This window comes from Micromonospora sp. Llam0 (genome assembly GCF_003751085.1).
Classification (GTDB): domain Bacteria; phylum Actinomycetota; class Actinomycetes; order Mycobacteriales; family Micromonosporaceae; genus Micromonospora_E.
The window spans coordinates 2,134,428-2,153,374 of record NZ_RJJY01000002.1 but is presented as its reverse complement, the minus strand read 5'-3'; the positions used below and the strand labels follow the sequence as shown (position 1 = coordinate 2,153,374).

Sequence of the window (18,947 nt, the reverse complement as noted above, 5' to 3'; positions counted from 1 at the left end):
CCTCGGTGACCTTGCACGGGCATCGTCGCGTCGGGCATCGAGGTGAGCTAGCGTCATGCCCATGCCTATCCGTACCGCATCTGCCCGCTGGCAGGGCAATCTGACCGAGGGTTCTGGCACTATCCGCACCGGGAAGGGCGGGTACGAGGGGAACTACTCGTTCCGGTCCCGCTTCGAGGAGGGCGAGGGCACCAACCCGGAGGAGCTGATCGGCGCCGCCCACGCCGGCTGCTTCTCGATGGCGTTCTCGAAGGGTCTGGCGGACGCCGGGTTCACCCCGACGTCGGTGCAGACCACCGCAAGTGTGCACCTGGACAAGACGGACGCCGGGATGACCGTCACCCGGATCGACCTGGAGACGGTGGGCGAGGTGCCCGGCGTCGACCCGGAGACCTTCCAGAAGCTGGCCGAGGCGGCGAAGGCGAACTGCCCGATCTCCCGCCTGCTGTCGCCGGGTGCCGAGATCACCCTGAACGCCAGCCTCTCCGTCTGACCGCCCGCCCACGACGCCATCCTGACGATCTTGGGCTTGTCCGGCACCGTCGACCGGTTTCACGTTCGCCGATACCTGGACAAGCCCGGGATCGATACCTGGACAAGCCCGGGGTCCGGTATCGGGGCAGGCCCGGGAACGCCTCGGGGAGCCGGTGGTACGGCAGAATGGACCGATGCCGGTCGAGATGAGCCGCGAGCGCTTCGAGGAGTTGGTCGGGGAGGCGCTGGACGAGGTCCCGGCGGAGCTGCTGCGACTGATGAGCAACGTGGTGATCCTGGTCGAGGACGACACCCCGCCGGGCGAGCCGGAGCTGCTCGGTCTGTACGAGGGACACGCGCTCACCAGTCGGGGCTGGGACTACGCCGGCGTACTGCCGGACCGGATTCTCATCTTCCGGCACCCGATCCTGCGGATCTGCGCGACCGAGGCCGACGTGGTCGATGAGATCGCGATCACCGTGGTGCACGAGATCGCCCATCATTTCGGCATCGACGACGAACGGCTACACGACCTGGGCTGGGGTTGACCAAGGATGGTCCGGCCGGGCGATGACGTGCGGTTGCGCGGGTTACCTACCCTTCGGTCGATCAACCTGACCAGGAGGAACCCATGCGCAGTGCCCTGTTCTCCGCCGATCATCTGGAGAAGGAGTCCGCCCAGCCCGGGCTGCGGCTGCAGAACTCCAAACTGCTGAAGATCGAGCTCAACGGCGAGGCGATGGCCCGGACCGGTTCGATGGTCGCCTACCAGGGCCACGTGCAGTTCCAGGCGCTCGGCTCGGGCGGTCTCGGCAACTTCATCAAGCAGAAGCTCACCGGCGAAGGCGTACCGCTGATGAAGCTGACCGGCCAGGGTGACGTGTTTCTCGCCAACGAGGCCGCCGACGTGCACCTGATCGACCTGGAGCCGGGCGACGCGCTGTCCATCAACGGCTCCAGCGTGCTGGCCTTCGACTCCACGCTGCAGTACGACATCCGGATGGTCCAGGGGATGGGCTTCGCCTCCTCCGCTGGACTGTTCAACTGTGTCTTCACCGGGCAGGGCCGGCTCGCCATCACCACCAAGGGCACCCCGGTCGTGCTCTCCGTCGACCAGCCGACCTACGTCGACCCGCAGGCCGCCGTCTGCTGGTCGGCCAGCCTACAGACCGGCTACCACCGGGCCGAGCAGCTGGGCATCGGTACGCTGCTGGGCCGGCGCACCGGGGAGGCGTTCACGATGAGCTTCGCCGGCCAGGGCTTCGTGATCGTCCAGCCGTCCGAGGAGCCGCCGGTGCGCGGTGCCGGCCAGATGCCCCAGTAACCCGACCGCCCGGTCGGGGCGGCTCGGTCCGGCGGGCTCAATCTGGGCGGGTCAGTCCAGCTGGCCGGCGCGGATCCGGGCCAGCCAGGCGGCTGCCTGCGCGTACTCGTCGTCGTGCCGGCCGGCCGGCCCACCCGTGGTGCGGCCGCCGGCGGCCGGCGGCCAGTCGTGCCGCGGGTAGGAGCCGAGGAACCGTACGTCGGCGCAGACCCGGCGGAGCCCGCGTAGCGCGTCGCCGAGCCGGTCGTCGGCGACATGCCCGGAGCAGTCCAGGAAGAATGCGTACCGGCCGAGCGCCTCCCCGGTCGGCCGGGACTCGATCCGGGTGAGGTTGACCTCCCTGACGGCCAGCTCCATCAGCACCGCGAGTAGGGCACCGACCCGGTCGTGGGCGATGTAGACGGCCAGGGTGGTGATGTCGTCGCCGGTCGGGATCGGCGGCGGTCCGGGACGCCGGACCAGGACGAACCGGGTCACCGCGTCGGGATGGTCGGCGATCTTGTCGGCCAGCACGGTCAGTCGGTGGCCGCTGGCGCCGATCGGCGCGCAGATCGCCGCGTCGTATTCACCGGCCGCCGCACCGACGGCCGCCGCGCCGTTGGACAGTACGTCGACCACGGCGGCGTTCGGCACCTGCTGCCGCAGCCAGGCCCGGCACTGGGTGGACGCCTGCGGGTGGGCGGCGACGGTGCGGACCTGCTCCAGCGTCGTGCCGGCGGGTGCGGCCAGCACGAAGTCGACCGGTAGCACCACCTCCTGGGTGATCACGAGCGGCTGGCCGTTGGTCAACTCGTCGAAGGTGACGCCGACTGCTCCGCCGACCGAGTTCTCCAGCGGCACCAGGGCCGCGTCGACGTTGCCGGCCCGGACCGCGTCGAGCGCCTCCGGCACGCTGCGGGCCGCTACCCGCTCGCCCTGCCGGGCCGCCGGGATGGTCAGCAGGGCCTGCTCGGCGAAGGTTCCTTCGGGGCCGAGGAAGGCGAATCGGGTCGGCGCGGGGACGGACATGCCGGCCAGCTTACGGAGTGCTGGGCGGGATCGGCACCGACTCGCAGGCCAGGGTACGGATCCCGGCCGGCGCGCCGACCCGGACCGGGATGACGCAGACGTCCGTACCGGCGGTGACCAGCGTAAACGAGGTCGGCGACCCTTCAGTGACCACCTGCAACGGCTCCCGGGACGGAATCTGCACCACGGTGTACTGCCAACTGCCGGCGCAGCGGGGTGCCACCGGCACACTGACCTGGGCGCCGGCCGGTAGCAGCCCGTCGGTGCGGCGCAGCAGCGCCACCACCTGGGCGGCGGAGGGCCGCCCGGCGCAGTCGACGGCGACGGCCACCGGGAAGCCGTCGGCCGACGCGGAACTGCTCGGGGTGGCCGACGGCGGTTTGACCGGCGTCGGCGTGGAGGTACCGGACGGTTCGGCCGACGGCGCTGCGGTCGACGGCGGCGTGCCGATGGGTGCGGGCGCGGCGTCCGCCGTCGGTGCGCCGACCCCGGGCGGCCGACCGCAACCGGCGACCATCGATACGCCGACCAGTGCCGCGCTGATCAGCAGCAGTCCGCAGCCGGCGCGCCGGCTGCGCCAGCCGGGGCGCCGGCTGCCGGCCCGGGACCGTTGACGTGCGGACAGCACCCGCTCATGGTACGGCTGCGCCGGCGACCCGGTGGCCGCTGCCGGTCAGCGTGGCCAGAGCTTCGGACAGCCGGACCGTCGGCACCAGCAGGTAGTCCGTGTCGAAGGTCGAGAACGCCACGATGTTGACCCGGGCTTCGGCCAGCGGGCCGGCGAGCGAGGCGAGGACCCCGGTCAGCGCGAGGTCCAGCGGGCCGACCACCCGCAGGCAGCGCCACGGCGTCTCGACCTTGGCGCCGGGCGGCACCCGGTCGGTGCGGCAGATCACCGACACCTCGTCCTCGGTCCAGGTCACCGAGACGACCCCGGCGGTAGGGCCGGCCAGGAACTCGGCCGGCAGCGAAGACCCGGCCGGTAGGCGGCAGACGGCGTACTCCGCTGGCAGCAGGTCCAGGTCGAGCATGAGGGCAGCGTACGGCAGCGGCGTCGACCGGCGGGCCGGTCATCCGGCCGAGTACGCGGTGGTGATCGGGGCGAAGAAGGTCAGCGACCCGGTCACCTTCTTGCCGATCCACACCGGGGTGGCGATCGCGTCCACGGTGCCGTCGCCCTGCGCGGTGGCCGCGTCGCTGTCGACTCGCAGCAGGCCACGGGCGAGCCGCCCGGAGCTGAGCGCGAGCAGCGGCGGGATCTTGTCGATCTCGGTCTCGTCGAGCTCGCCACGTTGCGCGGTGAAGTCCACCAGCCGCAGGCCGGCCAGCAGCGGCCGGCCTTCGACCTGGCCGGGTTCGCCGAGGCCCAGCAGGTCGCAGCAGGACCGGGAGATCGCGGCGACGGTCAGATCCTGGCGTAGGACGAGACACGGCTCCAGTGCGGTAGCGGCGGTGGCCACCCACAGCTGGAAGTTGTCCACGCGCATCGGCTCGATCGGCTCGCGGGCCTGGGGGACCAGCGGTTCCGAGATCGAGAGCTCGACGTGCGCCACCCGCGCCTCCCCTGACTCAACCGGACAACAGCAACGCTATCCGGTCTCTGCCGGGTCCGTCGACTGGTGCCAAGCAGGCTCCGGATCGGACGGACCGGGGTAACCGGGTGCAGTCGTCACAAGCAGGTCGGCAGTGGGACGTACGCCGTAGTGAGGTCGTCAGCGCCTTCGCCCCGAAGGCTACCGCCGGCTGGTCGGCTTGTCAGCGGCCGAACGGCCGGCCCCGTACCACCGGTAGTCGGTCGCCGAGCGGAACGGAGCGGTCAGCCAGGTCTCCGGATGCCGGGCCACCTGGTACAGCTTCTCGGCGGTGGCCGAACTGATCCGGGTGCCCCCGGCGATGAGCAGCCGGTCCAGCTCCCGATGGGTGGTGACCATGCACTCCTTGGGCAGCCCGTACACGCTGATCACCCCGGAACCGACGAAGGTGAGCACCGGGGCGACCGGGATGGTGTGCCCGACCGCGGCGGACATCGCCTTGCTCGCCCGCTTGGCGTCCCGGCGGGCCTCGGCGACGTACGTCGGTCGCCTGCCGTTGATCTGCACCACGTCACCGGCGACCAGCACCCGGCTGCGGCCGTGGTCGACGACGGTGACCGCGAAGAGCCCGCTGGGCCCGATGGCCAGGAACCCGGCACGTTCGTCGCGGCCGGCGGTCTCCAGCCCGAGCACCCGGTCCGGGCTGTCGGTACGCGGCCAGTTCACCACGTGCCAGGCCGGGCCGAGCTGGTCCAGGCGGTTCAGCGCGCGGGCGCCGGCCGCCTCGATCCGCTTCGCGCCGCGCTCGGCCCGACGGCGTCGGGCCCACTCCATCGGCGACGGCCGGATTGCCTCCAGCGTGCCAGGTGGGGACTCCTCCATGGCCCGTTCATCCGCTCGGCGGGGCAGCGCCCGCTGGGCGGGCAGCACGCGGCGCTCATGGAAGACAGTCATCACGACCTCCGGCAAAGGTCCCCTGGACGATGGACTACCAACTACCGTACGTGGCGACACCGGTACTGAAGCAAGACGCCAGGCCGGAGTGAGTAGGGATGAATGCCCTATTCACCCCACGACTCTTTCAACAGATGGTGCCAAACGACTGCCATAGGCTGCGAGTGTGACGCACTACGTCGACAGTGAGGTAGGCCACCTCCGGGTGGTCATGCTGCACCGTCCGGGCAATGAACTGGCCCGGCTGACCCCCCGCAACAGCGGCGCCCTGCTCTTCGACGCGATCCCCTGGGTCGCCGGCGCCCAGGCCGAGCACGACGCGTTCGCCGCCGTGCTGCGCGAACGCGGCGTCGAGGTGCTCTACCTCGAACAACTGCTCGCCGAGACGCTCGCCGCCACCCCGGCCCGCGCCGAGGCCGTGTCGGCCGTACTGGCCGGCCGCCGGCTGGGCGAGACCCTGCGCGACCGGGTCGCCGAGCAGCTCGCCTACCTCGACCCGGCCGGGCTGGCCCGGGTACTCGTCGCCGGCCTGGCCCGTGGCGAACTGCCCCGCCGCGACGACCGGCCGGCCGGGCTGGTGTACGCCCTGCTGCGCGAGCACGACTTCATCATCGACCCGCTGCCCAACCTGCTGTTCACTCGCGATTCATCGGTCTGGATCCGCGACCGGGTGGCGGTGACCAGCCTGGCGATGCGCGCCCGCCGCCGGGAGGGCCGGCTCACCGACCTGATCTACCGGCACCACCCCCGGTTCGCCGGGACCGAGCTGATCCACCGGCCGGACCAGGAACACGTCGAAGGCGGCGACGTGCTGCTGCTCGCCCCTGGCGTGCTGGCCGTCGGCGTCGGCGAACGGACCACACCCGCCGGGGTCGAGCGGCTGGCCCGGCGGGTGCTCGGCGACGGGCTGGCCCACACCGTCCTGGTGGTGCCGATCACCCAGCGGCGGGCGACCATGCACCTGGACACCATCTGCACCCTCGTCGACGTGGACGCGGTGCTGATGTACCCGCCGATGGCCGAGGAGCTCGCCGCGTACACGGTGATCCGGACCGCCTCGGGCGACCTGCAGGTCGCCGGACCCGCGCCGTTCCTGCGGGCCGCCGCCGACGCGATGGACGTCGACCGGCTCCGGCTGGTCGGCACCGGGCTGGACCCGGTCACCGCGGAACGGGAGCAGTGGGACGACGGAAACAACACCCTGGCGCTGGCCCCGGGGGTGTGTGTGGCGTACGAGCGGAACACGGCGACCAACGCGCAGCTGCGCCGGGCCGGGATCGAGGTGGTGACGATCCCCGGCGCCGAGCTCGGGTCCGGCCGGGGCGGCCCACGGTGCATGTCGGCACCGCTGGTCCGGGATCCACTCCGGCCCGACTGACCGGCCGCCGGGTCAGCGCAGCGTGAGCTGCCGGCCCAGCAGGCCCTGCCGGGACCGGCGCGCGGCGGCGTCGAGCGGATCGGTGACGCTGGCCGCCGCCGCGAGCCGCTCGGCGAACTCAGCCAACGGCTGCTCCCATTCGGCGGCCTCCGGCCCGGACGGCAGGTCCCACACCGGCACCAGCAGCCCGTGGGCCCGGAACATCCCGGCGAACCGGGTCTGCGGACCCATCGGCAGGTCACCGGCGGCGCTCAGCCGGGCCAGCGTGTCCAGCGTCCGGTCCTCGTCACCGGGCAGCACCCAGCGCACGTGCGCCCGCTCCCCCACCCGGCACCAGTAAGCGGCGGGCGCCGCCGCCATCCGGGTGGTCGGGTAGATGGACGCGTCGGCCCGCTCCAGGGAGGCCTGCACCGCCGGGTTGGCGGCGGCTTCGGGCTCCACCCAGAACGCGAAGCTGTCGTGCACCTGGACCGTCAGCGCCCCGTCGGCGAGCACGTCCTGCAGCCGGGGGCCGGGGCCGGGCAGCGGCGGCACCGACACCGTGTCGCCCGGCTCGGTCTCCAGCGCGGCCAGCAACGCCGCCGCCAGGTCGCGGGAGACGTCCCCGGACTGGGCGTGCCGCTGAAGCCCGACCATGATCTGGCCGTCGGCTCGGACGACGGCCGGGGCCGCCATCGGCAGTACGGTGGCCAGCGTCACCGTCCGGTCGGCGTACTTGCCGGCCAGCTCGGGTTCGAGGATCAGCGGCGCGGTGGCCGCCGGGACGAGTTCGCGCAGCGCGACCCAGTCCGGCTCGTCGGCCAGCCCGGCGAACGGCCGGGGCACGAATACGTCGCGGATCTTCTCCCGCTTGCCGCCGCTGGCGGCCCGGTCCTGCTTTCGGCGCTTGCCCACGGCCAGACAGCCTAGAGGAACCGGCCCGCCGCCGAGGGAGCCGCCCGGACCCGGGGCCGGCGTCCCGTCCCGGCTCAGCCCGGATCCGGCTCGCCGATCTCGGCCCAGACGCAGCGGCCGGAACCGGCGGGTTCCACCCCCCACCGGCGGGCCAGGGCGGCGACGATGCCCAGGCCGCGGCCGTTGAGCGCGTCTGACGGGGCGGTCCGAACCTGCGGCACGTCCGCGGAACCGCCGTCGGTCACCCGCAGCAGTACCGTGCCGCTGTGCCGGCGCGGGGCCAGTTGCCAGGTCACCCGGATCATTCCGTCCGGCAGCGGCCGGGCGTGCCGTACGGCGTTGCCGACCAGTTCGGCCACGACCATCATCACGTCGGACAGGAAGTCGGGGCGAATCCGGTCGGCCAACGTCCTGGCGAGCTGGTGACGGGCGAACCGGGCGCCGCTGGCATGGTGCGGTACCAGCACGCTCCACACCCGTCCCGCCAGTACCGAGGTCACGCCGCCTCCTCTCAGCTGCGGGGCAGCCGCACCTCGGCGACCGTACCTCCGCCGTCACGGGGCCGCAGGGACACCCAACCGTGCTGGCGCTCGACGATCTGTCGGACCAGGTAGAGGCCGAGTCCGGCGCCGGGGTAACGGCGCTGGTCGCCCGATTCGCCCTGCCAGAACCGATCGAACGCTCGTTCCACGTGTTCCGGACGTACCCCGATGCCGCGATCACTAATCCGCAAGGCCACCGAGCGTTCGTCGGCGATGGCGGTGACCTCGATCGGGCTGCCCGATGACGAGTACTTGTCGGCGTTGGTGGCCAGTTCGGTGAGTACGGTGGTCAGGCTCGCCCGGTCACCGACCGCTTTCGGCAGGTCGTCGGGTAGCTCGACGGTGAGCCGCTGGCGCAGTCCGGCGGGCAGATCCTCGACTGCGGCCCGCAGCGTCTCGACCAGATCGAACGGGGCGGACGGCGCGCCGACCGCCGGTCCCGAGTCGTTGGCGGCGGAGAGCAGCCGGTCGACCAGCCGGGCCAGTTCGGTAGCCCGCTGCCCGAGCACCCGGGCGGCCTCCCGTCGGTCCCGGTCGGTCAACGATTCCCAGTGGTCGCTGAGGGTCTCCGCGTACCCTTTGATCACGGTGACCGGGGTGCGCAGCTCGTGGCTGGTGACCGCGATGAACAGGTCGACGTCGTGATCGCGGTGGTGCTGGTCGGTGATGTCCCGGAAGGTGACCACCCGGGAGGCGACGAAGCCCGGCAGCTCCCCGGAGGTGATCCGCAGCCACCGGCCGTCCGGCAGCTGATGGTCCACGACCTGGCCGGGGGGCGGCACCGGGAACGGGATCGGTCGGTGCAGCCGGTCCTGCGCGGTGCTGCCGGTGAGTCGCTCGGCCGCCGGGTTCCACAGCCGTACGCAGGACTCGTCATCGACGATGGCCAGTCCGTCGGCGAGCGCGGCGACCACTGGCCCGTCGCCGTGCACCGGCAGCCCGGTCTGGTCGCCGTACATGTGGGCGATGCAGGACGCCAGGTAGGCGATCAACGTGTGATGGTCAGGGCTGGCGCTGCGGTCCGGATCCGGGTAGTAGGCGTGCAGGCTGCCGATCAGCACCCCACCGATCTCGGCGCGTGCGGTCAGCATCCGGTACAGGCCACGGCCGGCGATCTGGTCGGCCTGCGCGGCGGCGAGCGCCGTCGACGGGAACTCGACGGTCCGCGGTCCGGTGAGCAGCCGGGCGGTGGCGGGGTCGTCGAGGTCGACGGGTCGGCCGACCGACCACTCGGCGGCGCCGGTGGCGGCGATGATCCGTCCCCTGCGTGGCCCGTACTCGGCGAACGAGGTCCCGGCGGCGCCGAGCGCACGCTGCGCGAGTCGCAGCAGGTGGTGCAGGATCGGCAGCCCCGACTCACCGCTGTTGATCATGTCGAGGACGACGGTGTGTCCAGCGATCAGACTCGGATAGTCGGGGCGTTCCGGCATGCTTCGAGTCTGCCCGGTGCCGGCGGATTTCGGCAGTGCCGGGCCCGCTGGCGTCGGGCCGCCGGTCAGAGGACCCGGGGTGGTTCGCCGGACTCGCTCACCATCGGCCGGGAGTGCGCCGCCCAGTCCTGCATGCCGCCGGTGAGGTTGCGGACGTTGTCCCAGCCGTGCTGGTTGAGGTAGGCGACGACCTGCCCGGACCGGCCGCCGGACCGGCACACCACCACCACGTCGCCCTCCTGCGGGACGTCGGCCATCCGGTGCGGGATCTCCATCATCGGCAGGTGGTGGGCGCCCGGCGCGTGCCCGGCCGCCCATTCCTCGGGCTCGCGCACGTCGAGCAGGTACGCGTCGGCGGAGACGTCGGGGACATCGACGGTGGGGATCGGTGGTCCATGCATGCCGAACAGCCTATTCCTGGCCGGCCAGCACCGACGGGTTGGCGAGGATGAACTCAGCGAGATTGTCGTTCTTGACCGCCTGGAACATCTCCTGGCTGAGTGGATCGATGTTCTCCCGGCCGGCGTCGTTGCCGTTGAAGCTGCCGCCGTTGGTCCGCAGCATGACCAGGTCGTTGGCGGCCACCCCACGCAGGGTGAAGACGAAGTCCGGCAGCGCCGCTTTGCCGGTGTCCAGCACGAACGCCTTGCCAGCCGCCTCGATCAGCTCGTTGAGCTTGAGCGGGTTGGTCATCACCCCGTTGGCCATCGCCTTCTTGGCCATGGCCTTGATCAGCTTCTGCTGGTTCTTCTGCCGGTCGTAGTCGCCGTTGTCCAGCCCGTAGCGCTGCCGGGAGAAGTCCAGCGCCTCCCAGCCCTGCATTTCGCGGCAGCCCTTCTTGTGCACGACCTGCTGCTTCTCCCCGCTGACCTTGGCAGCGTCGGAGTTCCACATCGGCTGGCCGTCGACCAGGGTCATGTGGATCGACGGGGTGTCCTCGTCGACGCAGAGCCGGACGCTGCCGAGGCTGTCGATGACCGACTTGAAGCCGCTGAAGTTGATGATCGCGGCGCCGTCGAAGCTGACCCCGGTGAGGTTCTTGATCGTCTCCGCCATCAGCCGGGCTCCACCGGCGTGCCCGGCACCGTTCTGCGCGCCGTGGAAGAACGCCTCGGTCGCCTTGCCGACCCCGCCCGGCCACCCGCTCTGCTCGAACGGCGGGATCTCGACCTCGGTGTCCCGGGGGACGGAGATCAGGTACGCCTGGTCGTGGGTGGCGGGGATGTGCAGGATGATGATCGTGTCGGCCCGGGTGTCCGACTCGGCCCAACTGCCCCGGTGGTCGATGCCGAGCAGCAACATGTCGATCGGACCTTCGAGGCTGTCACCGCCCTCGGCGTCGGTCTTGCCGGCGACGCCGAGCAGGTTCGACTGCTCGATCCCGCTGGTCGCCTGGGCGATCAGCCATTTGCTGCCGACGATCGTGGTGCCGCTGAGCATCATCAGCAGTGCGCCCAGCACGACCATGGTGCGGGCCCAGATCGGGTCCTTGCGGCGGGGCCGCCGGCCGGAGCCACTGCGGCCACCGCCCGGACCCGACCGGCCACTCGACCGCCGCCCGGCCGAGCCACGGGCGGCCAGCGGGTTCCCCGACTCGGTCGACGTCGAACGTCGACGGGTCTGAACCGGCATGCCTGCTCCTGGGGGGCGTAGACAATAGGGCGAGCCCACTGTACGGAAACTTGGTCGATTTATCGACCCTGCTCGGGTTTCAAATTTGTGTCGGATTGGCCCGTCACCGGCTGACGACCAACGATGTCCACTCAGTCACCGACCGATGTCCACTCAGTCACCGACCCCGGGCCGTCAGTCGCTGGCACCCGGGCTTGGCGTGACATTGGCCTGCACCCAGGCGGTCATCTGGTCGGCCGCCATCGCCTGGTACATCGACAATGCCTTCTCCCGGTCGGAGACGACCACCGATTCGCCGTTGATCGTCTCGCTGCCGTTGTGCGGGCTGGTCAGGAACTGCAGGTTCTCCCCCCGTAGCTTGCGGAACTGCAGCGCCATGTCGACCAGGGAGAAGCCCTGGTCGACCGTCACCGCCTGGGTCGTCGCCTTGAGAAACGCATTCAGTTTGACCGGGTTCGACAGTGTGCCGGAACTCACAGCCTTGTCCATCAGCGCGCGCAGGAACTCCTGCTGGTGACGCATACGCGCAAAGTCACCGTCCGGAAACTGTTTGCGTTGGCGAATCCAGTCCAGCGCCTCGGCGCCGTTCATGTGATTGACGCCCTCGCTGAACTGACGGTACGGCTTGTGGATCGACGTCGTGTCCTGCTCGACGGTCAGGTCGACCCCGCCGAGCGCGTCGGTGACCTCGACGAAACCGGCGAAGTCGATCGACATCACATGATTGATCCGCACGTCGGTGAAGCACTCCACGGTCCGTACCGCCAGCGGCAAGCCGCCCCAGGCGAACGCGGCGTTGATCTTGGCCCGCTCGCCGGTCTCGCAGGCCGCGGCGGCGTCCGACGGGATCGGCACGTACAGGTCACGCGGGATCGACACCAGATAGGCGCGGTCGTGTGACGACGGGATGTGCATCACGATGATCGTGTCCGCCCGCCACTTGCCGGCCTGGTCGACCGGGGCGTCCGGATCCCGTGAGTCGGTGCCGATCAGCAGGATGTTCAGCGCGCCGTCCACCGCAGCCGGCGGCCGCCCCTGGGTGATCCGCGAGAACGGATCGGTCCGCCCCAGGTCCTGGTCCAGCCCACGGGCGTACGCCCAGAGCCCGCCGCTGGCGAGCAGGGCCAGCACCACCAACGCCACCCCGCCGACCAGGGCGATGCGCCCCCAGCGGGGCCGCGGCCGGCGCGGCGGGCCACCGTACTGGTTGCCGGCACGACCGCCGACCGGCACCTGCGCCCGGCCGGCCGAGGACCCGTACGCGGGGCCGGCCGGACCGGTCGTCCGGCCGGGGACGCCGGGGACGGCCCGGCCACCGTGGCGGCTGCTGGCTGACCGGTCACCGTGTTGGTTGCTGGCTGACATGCCTCCAGCGTACGTACCGGGCGCTCGCCCGCCGCCGACTCGACTGCCGGGCCGACGCCGCCGATCAGCCGAGTCGCTGGCGGAAGTAGGCGATGGTGCGGCGCAGCCCGTCCTGCGGATCCACCGTCGGCTGGTAGCCGAGCCGGGTGCGGGCCAGGGTCAGATCCGGACGGCGCATCTCCGGGTCGTCCGAGGAACGGGCGACCAGGTTGATCGTCGACGAGCTGCCCACCAGTTGGACGATCTGCTCGGCCAGCTCCCGCATGGTCAGCTCATGCTCGGTGCCGCAGTTGATCGGCCCGCTCTCGGTGGAGTCGAGCAGCGCGACGATCCCGGTCACCAGGTCCGCCACGTAGCAGATCGACCTGGTCTGCGTGCCGGTGCCGTGCACGGTGATCGGCTCGCCGCGCAGCGCCTGGCTGATGAAGGTGGGGATGGCCCGGCCGTCGTCCGGCCGCATCCGGGGCCCGTACGTGTTGAAGATCCGCACGATGCCGGCGTCCAGTCCGCGGTACCGGTGGTACGCCATCGTCGCCGATTCGGCGAACCGCTTGGCCTCGTCGTAGACGCTGCGCACCCCGATCGGGTTGACGTTGCCCCAGTAGGTCTCCGGTTGCGGGTGCACCAACGGGTCGCCGTACGCCTCGGAGGTCGACGCCATGATGAACCGGGCCCGGTCGGCGACCGCCCGGTCCAGCAGGTGCAACGTGGCGAGGGAGCCGACCCGGAGGATCTCGATCGGCAGGCTGGCGAAGTCCGTCGGGCTGGCTGGCGAGGCGAGGTGCATGATCGCGTCGAACCGCTGACGCACCGCCGGGTGATGATCCGGCAACCCGTCGGAGATGTCCGCCTCGACGAGGGTGAACCGGGTTTCGTCGGTGAGGTGGGCGACGTTCTCCTTGGAGCCGGTGACGAAGTTGTCCACCGCCACCACCGCACAACCACGCGCGACCAGCCGGTCGACGAGGTGGCTTCCGACGAAACCGGCACCTCCGGTGACCAGCACTCGATGGCCGTCGCCGAATCGGGGAACAGGCAGCATGCCCCCGAGCCTAGTGGTAGTGCGCCGGCTGGGCTGCGGTTGCCACCCAGGTCGGCCCGGGTGGCGCGCTACCGGCCGCTGCGGACGTGCCCGGACCGCGTTACCGGCCGCGCGGCTCGCCGAGTTCCCGGTACCGGCCGCGGTAGTGGATCAGCGGCCCGGCGTCGCCGGCGTCGCTGATCGTGACCGTCTCGACGGTCGCCTCCACCAGCATCGCCCACCCGTACGGTCGGGCGTCGTCGAGCCGGCAGCCCGCCCACCCGCTCGCCTCCGCGAGGACCGGGCCGTACTCGGTGCTCTGCCAGTCCGCTCCGTTGAACGGTCCGCCCGGTGCCGGCATCAGCCCGGCGAACCGGTCCGCGAGCTGTCGATGCGCCGGGCCCAGCGGAACCATCGCGAACCTGCCCGACTCACGGAGCACCTCCCACAGCTGCGACTCCTCGTCGAGCAGCCCGAGCAGCCGCGGCGGGTCACCGTCGGCCAGCACGGTCGACGACACGGTCAATCCGGCGAGCGGAGCCGACCCGCCACCGGCCGTCCAGAGTGTCACCGGCGCGGCCAGCCGGCCACGTAGCCGCCGCGCGGGCGAACGGTCCGCACCCGCCGTGGCGAACGGGTCGCGGTAGTGGATCTCGGCGCCTGGCTCGGGATGATTCACGTGAAACATTGTGACCCAGTCGGGAGTCACCGGCGCGGCGTCACCGTGGCGAGTAGCTCCGGCATCCGTCGGTCCAGCAGGTCACCGGTGATGTACAGGCCGAGGACCACCGCGCCCAGGCCGTACCCGACGCCGACCGGCAGGGCCAGCCAGTACCAGACTTCGCCGAGCAGCGCGGTGGCCAGCACGATCGGCACCGCAGCCGCCGCCGACGCGACCATCGCCACCAACGCCAGCAGGCTCTTCGCCACGCCGGCACCGCTGTTCAGCGCGAACGGGTTCGACGTCTCCGGCAGCGAGTAGGCACCGACCACCGAGACGATCAGGTTGACCGCCAACCCGGCACCGTAGGCGGCGAACAGCGTCCCGGCGGCGACCGGGATCCAGCCCGGTTCCCGCAGGAACAACCCGAGACCGGCCGAGATCACCACCAGCAGCGGCACGATGTACACCGAGAACCCGACCACCCGGGCACGTAGCTCCAGCCGGCCCGGCACGCCGGCGATCACGTTCGCCGCGTACGCGCTGCCGTCGAATCCGAACTGGTTGGCCAGGGTCACGGCGGCGAGCGCCCCGACGAAGAGCATCGAGATGCTGACGCTGGTCGCCGACGCGGTCAGTCCGACGTCCAGCGAACCGTCCGGGTCGTAGGTGAAGGCGCTGAAACCGCCGACGTTGATCAGCGCCGGGATGAACACCCCGACCACGGCGACGGTGATCAGGTTGGCCCGCCGCCGCATGTCCCGCCACCAGTAGCGCACCTCCCGGGCGACCAGCGCGCCGTACCGGTCGCGGGGGGTCCGGGCGAGCAGCCGGGGAAACAGCTGGCTCACCGGGGTACCGGACGCAGCGGCCACCGCCCTGGCCGGGCCGCCGCTCGCGGTGCCGACCATCGCCGACTCCAGCGACCTCGACCACCACCGGTACAGGCCGGCCAGCGTGGCGGCGGTGACCGCCAGCTTCACCGGAACCGCCCAGAGCCGGCCGTCGACCACGTCGAAACCCATCGTGTACGGGGCGGCCAGCGGGGTCCAGCCGAGAATCCCCGCCACCTCAGCCAGCCGGTCCCAGTCGGCGCTGCCCAGCCCGCCGATGACCAGCAGTTGCAGCGGACCGAGCAGGGCAGCCAGCACGGCGAGCAGTACGGCGGCCAGGTCACGCACCCGGCGTGACCGCAGCATGCCGGCGAACGCGCTGGTGATCGCCCGGCTGCCCAGGACGCAGAGCAGCAGGCCGGCGGCGACCCCGACCAGTTGGACCGCGCCGGCCAGCGGGCCGCCGAGCAGCGCCGCGCTGAGCACCAGACCCAGGGTGGCCAGACCGCTGGCGATCGACGGCACGCCGATCAGTCCGGTGACCAGCAGCCCGGTGACCATGGTCCGTCGGCGCAGCGGCAGCAGCGCGAACCGGGCCGGGTCGAGCGTCTCGTCCACCCCGAAGAAGGCCAGTGGCAGCAGCAGCCAGCCGAGCACCAGCAGGGTCCCGCCGAACCCGGCGGCCAGCAGCATGCCCTGTTCGCTGTCGACGAACCCCGGCGCGGCGAGGATCAGGAAGCCGTTGCCGGCGAACCACAGCCCGGCGATGATCCCGCCGATGAACAGCGCGATCCGCCAGCCCTGGCCCCGCAGGTTGTTGCCCATCACCCGTAGCTTGAGGCGGACGAAGTGACGGGCCCGTACCGGGCGCCGGTCGGCGACGGCGGGCACGCCGGCGGTCGGTCCGGTCACCGCCACACCGGTTCCCGGCCCGGTCACAGCCATGCCAGTTCCTCGCCGGTGGCCGTGCGACCACCGACGACGTCGACGAAGACCTCTTCCAGCGACCGCCCGGCCCGTACCTCGTCCAACGTGCCGACCTTTTTGATGACTCCGTCGGCGAGGATCGCCACGTGGCTGCAGAGCCGCTCGACCACGGCCATCACATGGCTGGAGAAGATCACCGTGCCGCCGCCGGCGACGTACCGCTGCAGGATGTCGCGGATCAGCGCGGCGGAGACCGGGTCGACCGCCTCGAACGGCTCGTCGAGCACCAGCAGCCGGGGTCCGTGCAGCAACGCACAGGCCAGCCCGATCTTCTTCTTCATGCCCGCCGAATAGTCGACCACCAGGGTGCGTCCGGCGTCGTCGAGCGCCAGCACGTCGAGCAGTTCGCCGGCCCGCTGGTCGACCACCGCCGGGTCCATGCCGCGCAGCAGACCGTGGTACGCGAGCAGTTCGGCACCGGTGAGCCGGTCGAACAGCCGCACCCCGTCCGGCAGTACGCCGAGCAGTTGCTTCGCCTGCACCGGGTCGGCCCAGACGTCGTGGCCGAGGACGTGGGCGTGGCCGGCGTCCGGCCGCAGCAGCCCGACCGCCATCGACAACGTGGTGGTCTTGCCGGCACCGTTCGGGCCGAGCAGACCGTAGAAGGAGCCGACCGGGACGTCCAGCTCGACCCCGGCGACCGCGACCTTGTCGTCGAACCGTTTGGCCAGGCCGCGCAGGACGAGCGCCTGCCCGCCGGGCTGGGCAGCATCTGTCATGGTCCGACGGTAACCAGCGGCACCCCGGATACGCTCCCGCTGAGGGAGGATCCGGCTCTCATACCCGGGCACGACGGCTGCACCGACGCCGCCCCAGGATGTCACGGGCGCAGGCTCTCCGGCGCGTGCAGTCGCAGCATGAGGGCGTTCACCTGACCCGGCAGCCGCCGCCGGGTGACCACCGACACCAGCATCATCACCGCGAACGCCAGCGGCACCGTCCAGGCCGCCGGCTGGGCGACCAGGACCGCCGGCCAGCCGGTCAGTGGCGGACCCAGCACGGTCCACAGCACCGCGCCGACGGCGGCGCCGCCACCGGTGACGATGCCGGCGGCGGCACCGGCGTCGGTCAGGCCACGCCACCAGATGCCGAGCACCAGCAGCGGGCAGAAGCTCGACGCGGCGACCGCGAACGCCAGCCCGACGACCTGCGAGACGTCCAGGCCGGAGACGTTCAGCGCGAGGACCATCGGCACCGCTCCGGCGACCAGGGTCGCCAGCCGGAACCCGCGTACCGAGTTGCGCCGCAGCACATCGGTCGAGACCGCCCCGGCGACGCTGGTCAGCAACCCGGACGAGGTGGACAGGAAGGCTGCGAACGCCCCGGCGGCGACCAGCGCGGCGAGCAGTTGACCGAGCAGTCCGCCGCCGAGCGCCGCCTCCGGCAGCAGCACCACGACCGCGTCGGAGCGGCCGGTCATCAGCAGCTGCGGTGTGTACACCCGGCCGAGCACCCCGTACAGGGTGGGGAAGAGGTAGAACAGGCCGACCAGGGCGAGCACCACCAGGGTGGTCCGGCGGGCGGCGGCGCCGTCGGGGTTGGTGTAGAACCGCACGAGTACGTGCGGCAGCCCCATCGTGCCGAGGAAGGTCGCCAGGATCAGCGAATAGGTGGCGAACAGCCCCTGGTCGCCCCGGTCCGGGTCACCGGGCAGCAGCCAGGCGGCTCCCCGGTCGGCTTCGGCCCCGGACACCTCGGGGACCCGGTCCCCTTCGGCGAAGGTCAGCTCGGTGCCCGGGGTCACCTGCTCGGTCCGCCCGTCGGCGTAGTTGAGCGTCGCGGACCGTTCGACCACCACGGTGGTCGCCTGGGTGAAGGTCAGCCCGTCCGGTGGGCTGACCGGCGGCCGTCCGTCGGACTGCCACTGCATGGCCAGGAAGACCGCCGGTACGGCGAGCGCGGTCAACTTGAGCCAGTACTGGAACGCCTGCACGAAGGTGACCGCCCGCATGCCGCCGAGCGCGACGTTGGCGGTGACCACCCCGCCGACCAGCAGCGCCCCGAGCGGGTACGGGGCGCCGGTGACCGTGGCCAGGGTCAGCCCGGCGCCCTGCAGCTGGGGCAGCAGGTAGAACCAGCCGATGAAGATCACGAAGACGGTGGCCAGCCGGCGCAGCCGCCGGGAGCTGAGCCGGATCTCGCAGAAGTCCGGCAGGGTGAACGCCCCGGACCGGCGCAGTGGGGCCGCGACGAACAGCAGCAGGGCCAGGTAGCCGGCGGCGAAGCCGACCGGGTACCAGAGCACGTCGACGCCGTACTTGAGGATCAGGCCGGCGATGCCGAGGAACGACGCGGCAGACAGGTACTCGCCGCTGATCGCCGCCGCGTTCCAGGACGGGCTGACGGTACGGGAGGCGACCAGGAAGTCGGACGTGGTCCGGGCCAGCTTCAGGCCGTAGAAGCCGATCGCGACGGTCACCAGGGTGACCACGACCAGCGCAGGGATCACGTACGGGTTGGTCATCGGCACCGCTCAGCGTTCCGGCCGGCGGACCAGTGCGACGAAGTCCTGTTCGTTGCGTTCGGCGAGGTGGACGTAGGTCAGGCCGACCGCCACCAGGAACGGGAACGCGGCCACCCCGAGCAGCACCCACGGCAGGTTGATGCCGACGATCTTGATCTCGGCGACGCCGGGGGCGATCGCGAACAGCATCGGCAGCGACCCGAGGCCGACCGCGACCACCACCGCCAGCCGCATCGCCAGCGCCAGCTGCGCCCTGACCAGGCCGCGGACCAGCGCCTCGCCGACCTGGGTCTGCTCGGCCAGGTCGGTACGCAGCCGGTCGGCGTCCCCGCGGCGGCCGACCTCGCCCAGCACGATCCGCACCCGCCGGGGCGGCGGGTCGGCGGGCGCGGGCACCGCGGCGGGCCCGGTGCCGTCGTGTTCGGCCATGCCGGCAGTCTCACGGCCC

General features: G+C 71.7%; 21 protein-coding genes. 4 read left to right on the top strand and 17 right to left on the bottom strand.

Going from position 1 to position 18,947, the window contains the following annotated elements:
• The first annotated feature begins 61 nt into the window (after positions 1–61).
• From EDC02_RS37130 to EDC02_RS37120, 3 genes are all read left to right on the top strand, one after another.
• Complete coding sequence (locus EDC02_RS37130) at positions 62–493, top strand: OsmC family protein (RefSeq protein WP_123606752.1); 432 nt, start codon at positions 62–64, stop codon at positions 491–493.
• A 175-nt stretch (positions 494–668) separates the two neighbouring features.
• A complete protein-coding gene (locus tag EDC02_RS37125) occupies positions 669–1,022 on the top strand; it encodes a metallopeptidase family protein (RefSeq protein ID WP_123606751.1) in 354 nt (117 codons plus the stop codon).
• 83 nt (positions 1,023–1,105) lie between these two features.
• Positions 1,106–1,798, top strand: coding sequence for an AIM24 family protein (locus EDC02_RS37120; RefSeq protein WP_123606750.1), 693 nt, complete (start codon positions 1,106–1,108; stop codon positions 1,796–1,798).
• A gap of 51 nt (positions 1,799–1,849) precedes the next feature.
• Here EDC02_RS37120 and pheA read toward each other — a convergent pair whose 3' ends face one another.
• From pheA to EDC02_RS37095, 5 genes are all read right to left on the bottom strand, one after another.
• Positions 1,850–2,806: a prephenate dehydratase gene (pheA, locus tag EDC02_RS37115; protein ID WP_123606749.1), complete on the bottom strand. Its 957-nt coding sequence runs from the start codon at positions 2,804–2,806 to the stop codon at positions 1,850–1,852.
• Between the two features lie 10 nt (positions 2,807–2,816).
• Positions 2,817–3,434 (bottom strand): hypothetical protein, encoded by a 618-nt coding sequence (locus tag EDC02_RS37110; protein WP_233606630.1) that lies wholly within the window; start codon positions 3,432–3,434, stop codon positions 2,817–2,819.
• A gap of 4 nt (positions 3,435–3,438) precedes the next feature.
• Positions 3,439–3,837, bottom strand: a complete 399-nt coding sequence (locus tag EDC02_RS37105) for an ACT domain-containing protein (protein ID WP_123606748.1) — start codon at positions 3,835–3,837, stop codon at positions 3,439–3,441.
• A 39-nt stretch (positions 3,838–3,876) separates the two neighbouring features.
• Entirely contained in the window at positions 3,877–4,359 is a 483-nt protein-coding gene (locus EDC02_RS37100) for a hypothetical protein (RefSeq protein WP_123606747.1), read from the bottom strand.
• 180 nt (positions 4,360–4,539) lie between these two features.
• Positions 4,540–5,292: a hypothetical protein gene (locus EDC02_RS37095; RefSeq protein WP_123607450.1), complete on the bottom strand. Its 753-nt coding sequence runs from the start codon at positions 5,290–5,292 to the stop codon at positions 4,540–4,542.
• 166 nt (positions 5,293–5,458) lie between these two features.
• On the opposite strand from EDC02_RS37095, the gene EDC02_RS37090 reads away from it, so the two are divergent.
• Entirely contained in the window at positions 5,459–6,670 is a 1,212-nt protein-coding gene (locus EDC02_RS37090) for an arginine deiminase (RefSeq protein WP_123606746.1), read from the top strand.
• 12 nt (positions 6,671–6,682) lie between these two features.
• Here the strand turns inward: EDC02_RS37090 and EDC02_RS37085 are convergent, their stop codons facing one another.
• The 12 genes from EDC02_RS37085 to EDC02_RS37030 form a co-directional block, all read right to left on the bottom strand.
• Positions 6,683–7,564: a DUF5926 family protein gene (locus tag EDC02_RS37085; RefSeq protein WP_123606745.1), complete on the bottom strand. Its 882-nt coding sequence runs from the start codon at positions 7,562–7,564 to the stop codon at positions 6,683–6,685.
• 74 nt (positions 7,565–7,638) lie between these two features.
• Positions 7,639–8,064: an ATP-binding protein gene (locus EDC02_RS37080; RefSeq protein WP_123606744.1), complete on the bottom strand. Its 426-nt coding sequence runs from the start codon at positions 8,062–8,064 to the stop codon at positions 7,639–7,641.
• An 11-nt stretch (positions 8,065–8,075) separates the two neighbouring features.
• Positions 8,076–9,536 (bottom strand): PAS domain-containing sensor histidine kinase, encoded by a 1,461-nt coding sequence (locus EDC02_RS37075; RefSeq protein WP_123606743.1) that lies wholly within the window; start codon positions 9,534–9,536, stop codon positions 8,076–8,078.
• A gap of 65 nt (positions 9,537–9,601) precedes the next feature.
• A complete protein-coding gene (locus EDC02_RS37070; RefSeq protein WP_123606742.1) occupies positions 9,602–9,937 on the bottom strand; it encodes a rhodanese-like domain-containing protein in 336 nt (111 codons plus the stop codon).
• Between the two features lie 10 nt (positions 9,938–9,947).
• The gene (locus tag EDC02_RS37065; protein WP_123606741.1) at positions 9,948–11,168 is read right to left on the bottom strand and encodes an LCP family protein; all 1,221 of its coding nucleotides are present in this window, start codon (positions 11,166–11,168) and stop codon (positions 9,948–9,950) included.
• A gap of 174 nt (positions 11,169–11,342) precedes the next feature.
• Positions 11,343–12,533, bottom strand: a complete 1,191-nt coding sequence (locus EDC02_RS37060; RefSeq protein WP_123606740.1) for an LCP family protein — start codon at positions 12,531–12,533, stop codon at positions 11,343–11,345.
• A gap of 64 nt (positions 12,534–12,597) precedes the next feature.
• Positions 12,598–13,575, bottom strand: coding sequence for an NAD-dependent epimerase/dehydratase family protein (locus tag EDC02_RS37055; protein ID WP_123606739.1), 978 nt, complete (start codon positions 13,573–13,575; stop codon positions 12,598–12,600).
• A 100-nt stretch (positions 13,576–13,675) separates the two neighbouring features.
• Positions 13,676–14,242, bottom strand: coding sequence for a flavin reductase family protein (locus tag EDC02_RS37050; RefSeq protein ID WP_123606738.1), 567 nt, complete (start codon positions 14,240–14,242; stop codon positions 13,676–13,678).
• A gap of 17 nt (positions 14,243–14,259) precedes the next feature.
• Complete coding sequence (locus tag EDC02_RS37045) at positions 14,260–15,993, bottom strand: ABC transporter permease (protein WP_233606629.1); 1,734 nt, start codon at positions 15,991–15,993, stop codon at positions 14,260–14,262.
• Positions 15,984–16,754 carry an ABC transporter ATP-binding protein gene (locus EDC02_RS37040; RefSeq protein ID WP_123606737.1) on the bottom strand — a complete coding sequence of 257 codons (771 nt, stop codon included), beginning with the start codon at positions 16,752–16,754 and terminating at the stop codon, positions 15,984–15,986. Before EDC02_RS37040 ends, EDC02_RS37045 begins: the two co-directional genes overlap by 10 nt.
• Positions 16,755–16,855: 101 nt before the next feature.
• Complete coding sequence (locus tag EDC02_RS37035; RefSeq protein WP_123607448.1) at positions 16,856–18,499, bottom strand: cation acetate symporter; 1,644 nt, start codon at positions 18,497–18,499, stop codon at positions 16,856–16,858.
• 9 nt (positions 18,500–18,508) lie between these two features.
• Entirely contained in the window at positions 18,509–18,895 is a 387-nt protein-coding gene (locus tag EDC02_RS37030) for a hypothetical protein (RefSeq protein WP_370461630.1), read from the bottom strand.
• Positions 18,896–18,947: the final 52 nt, after the last annotated feature.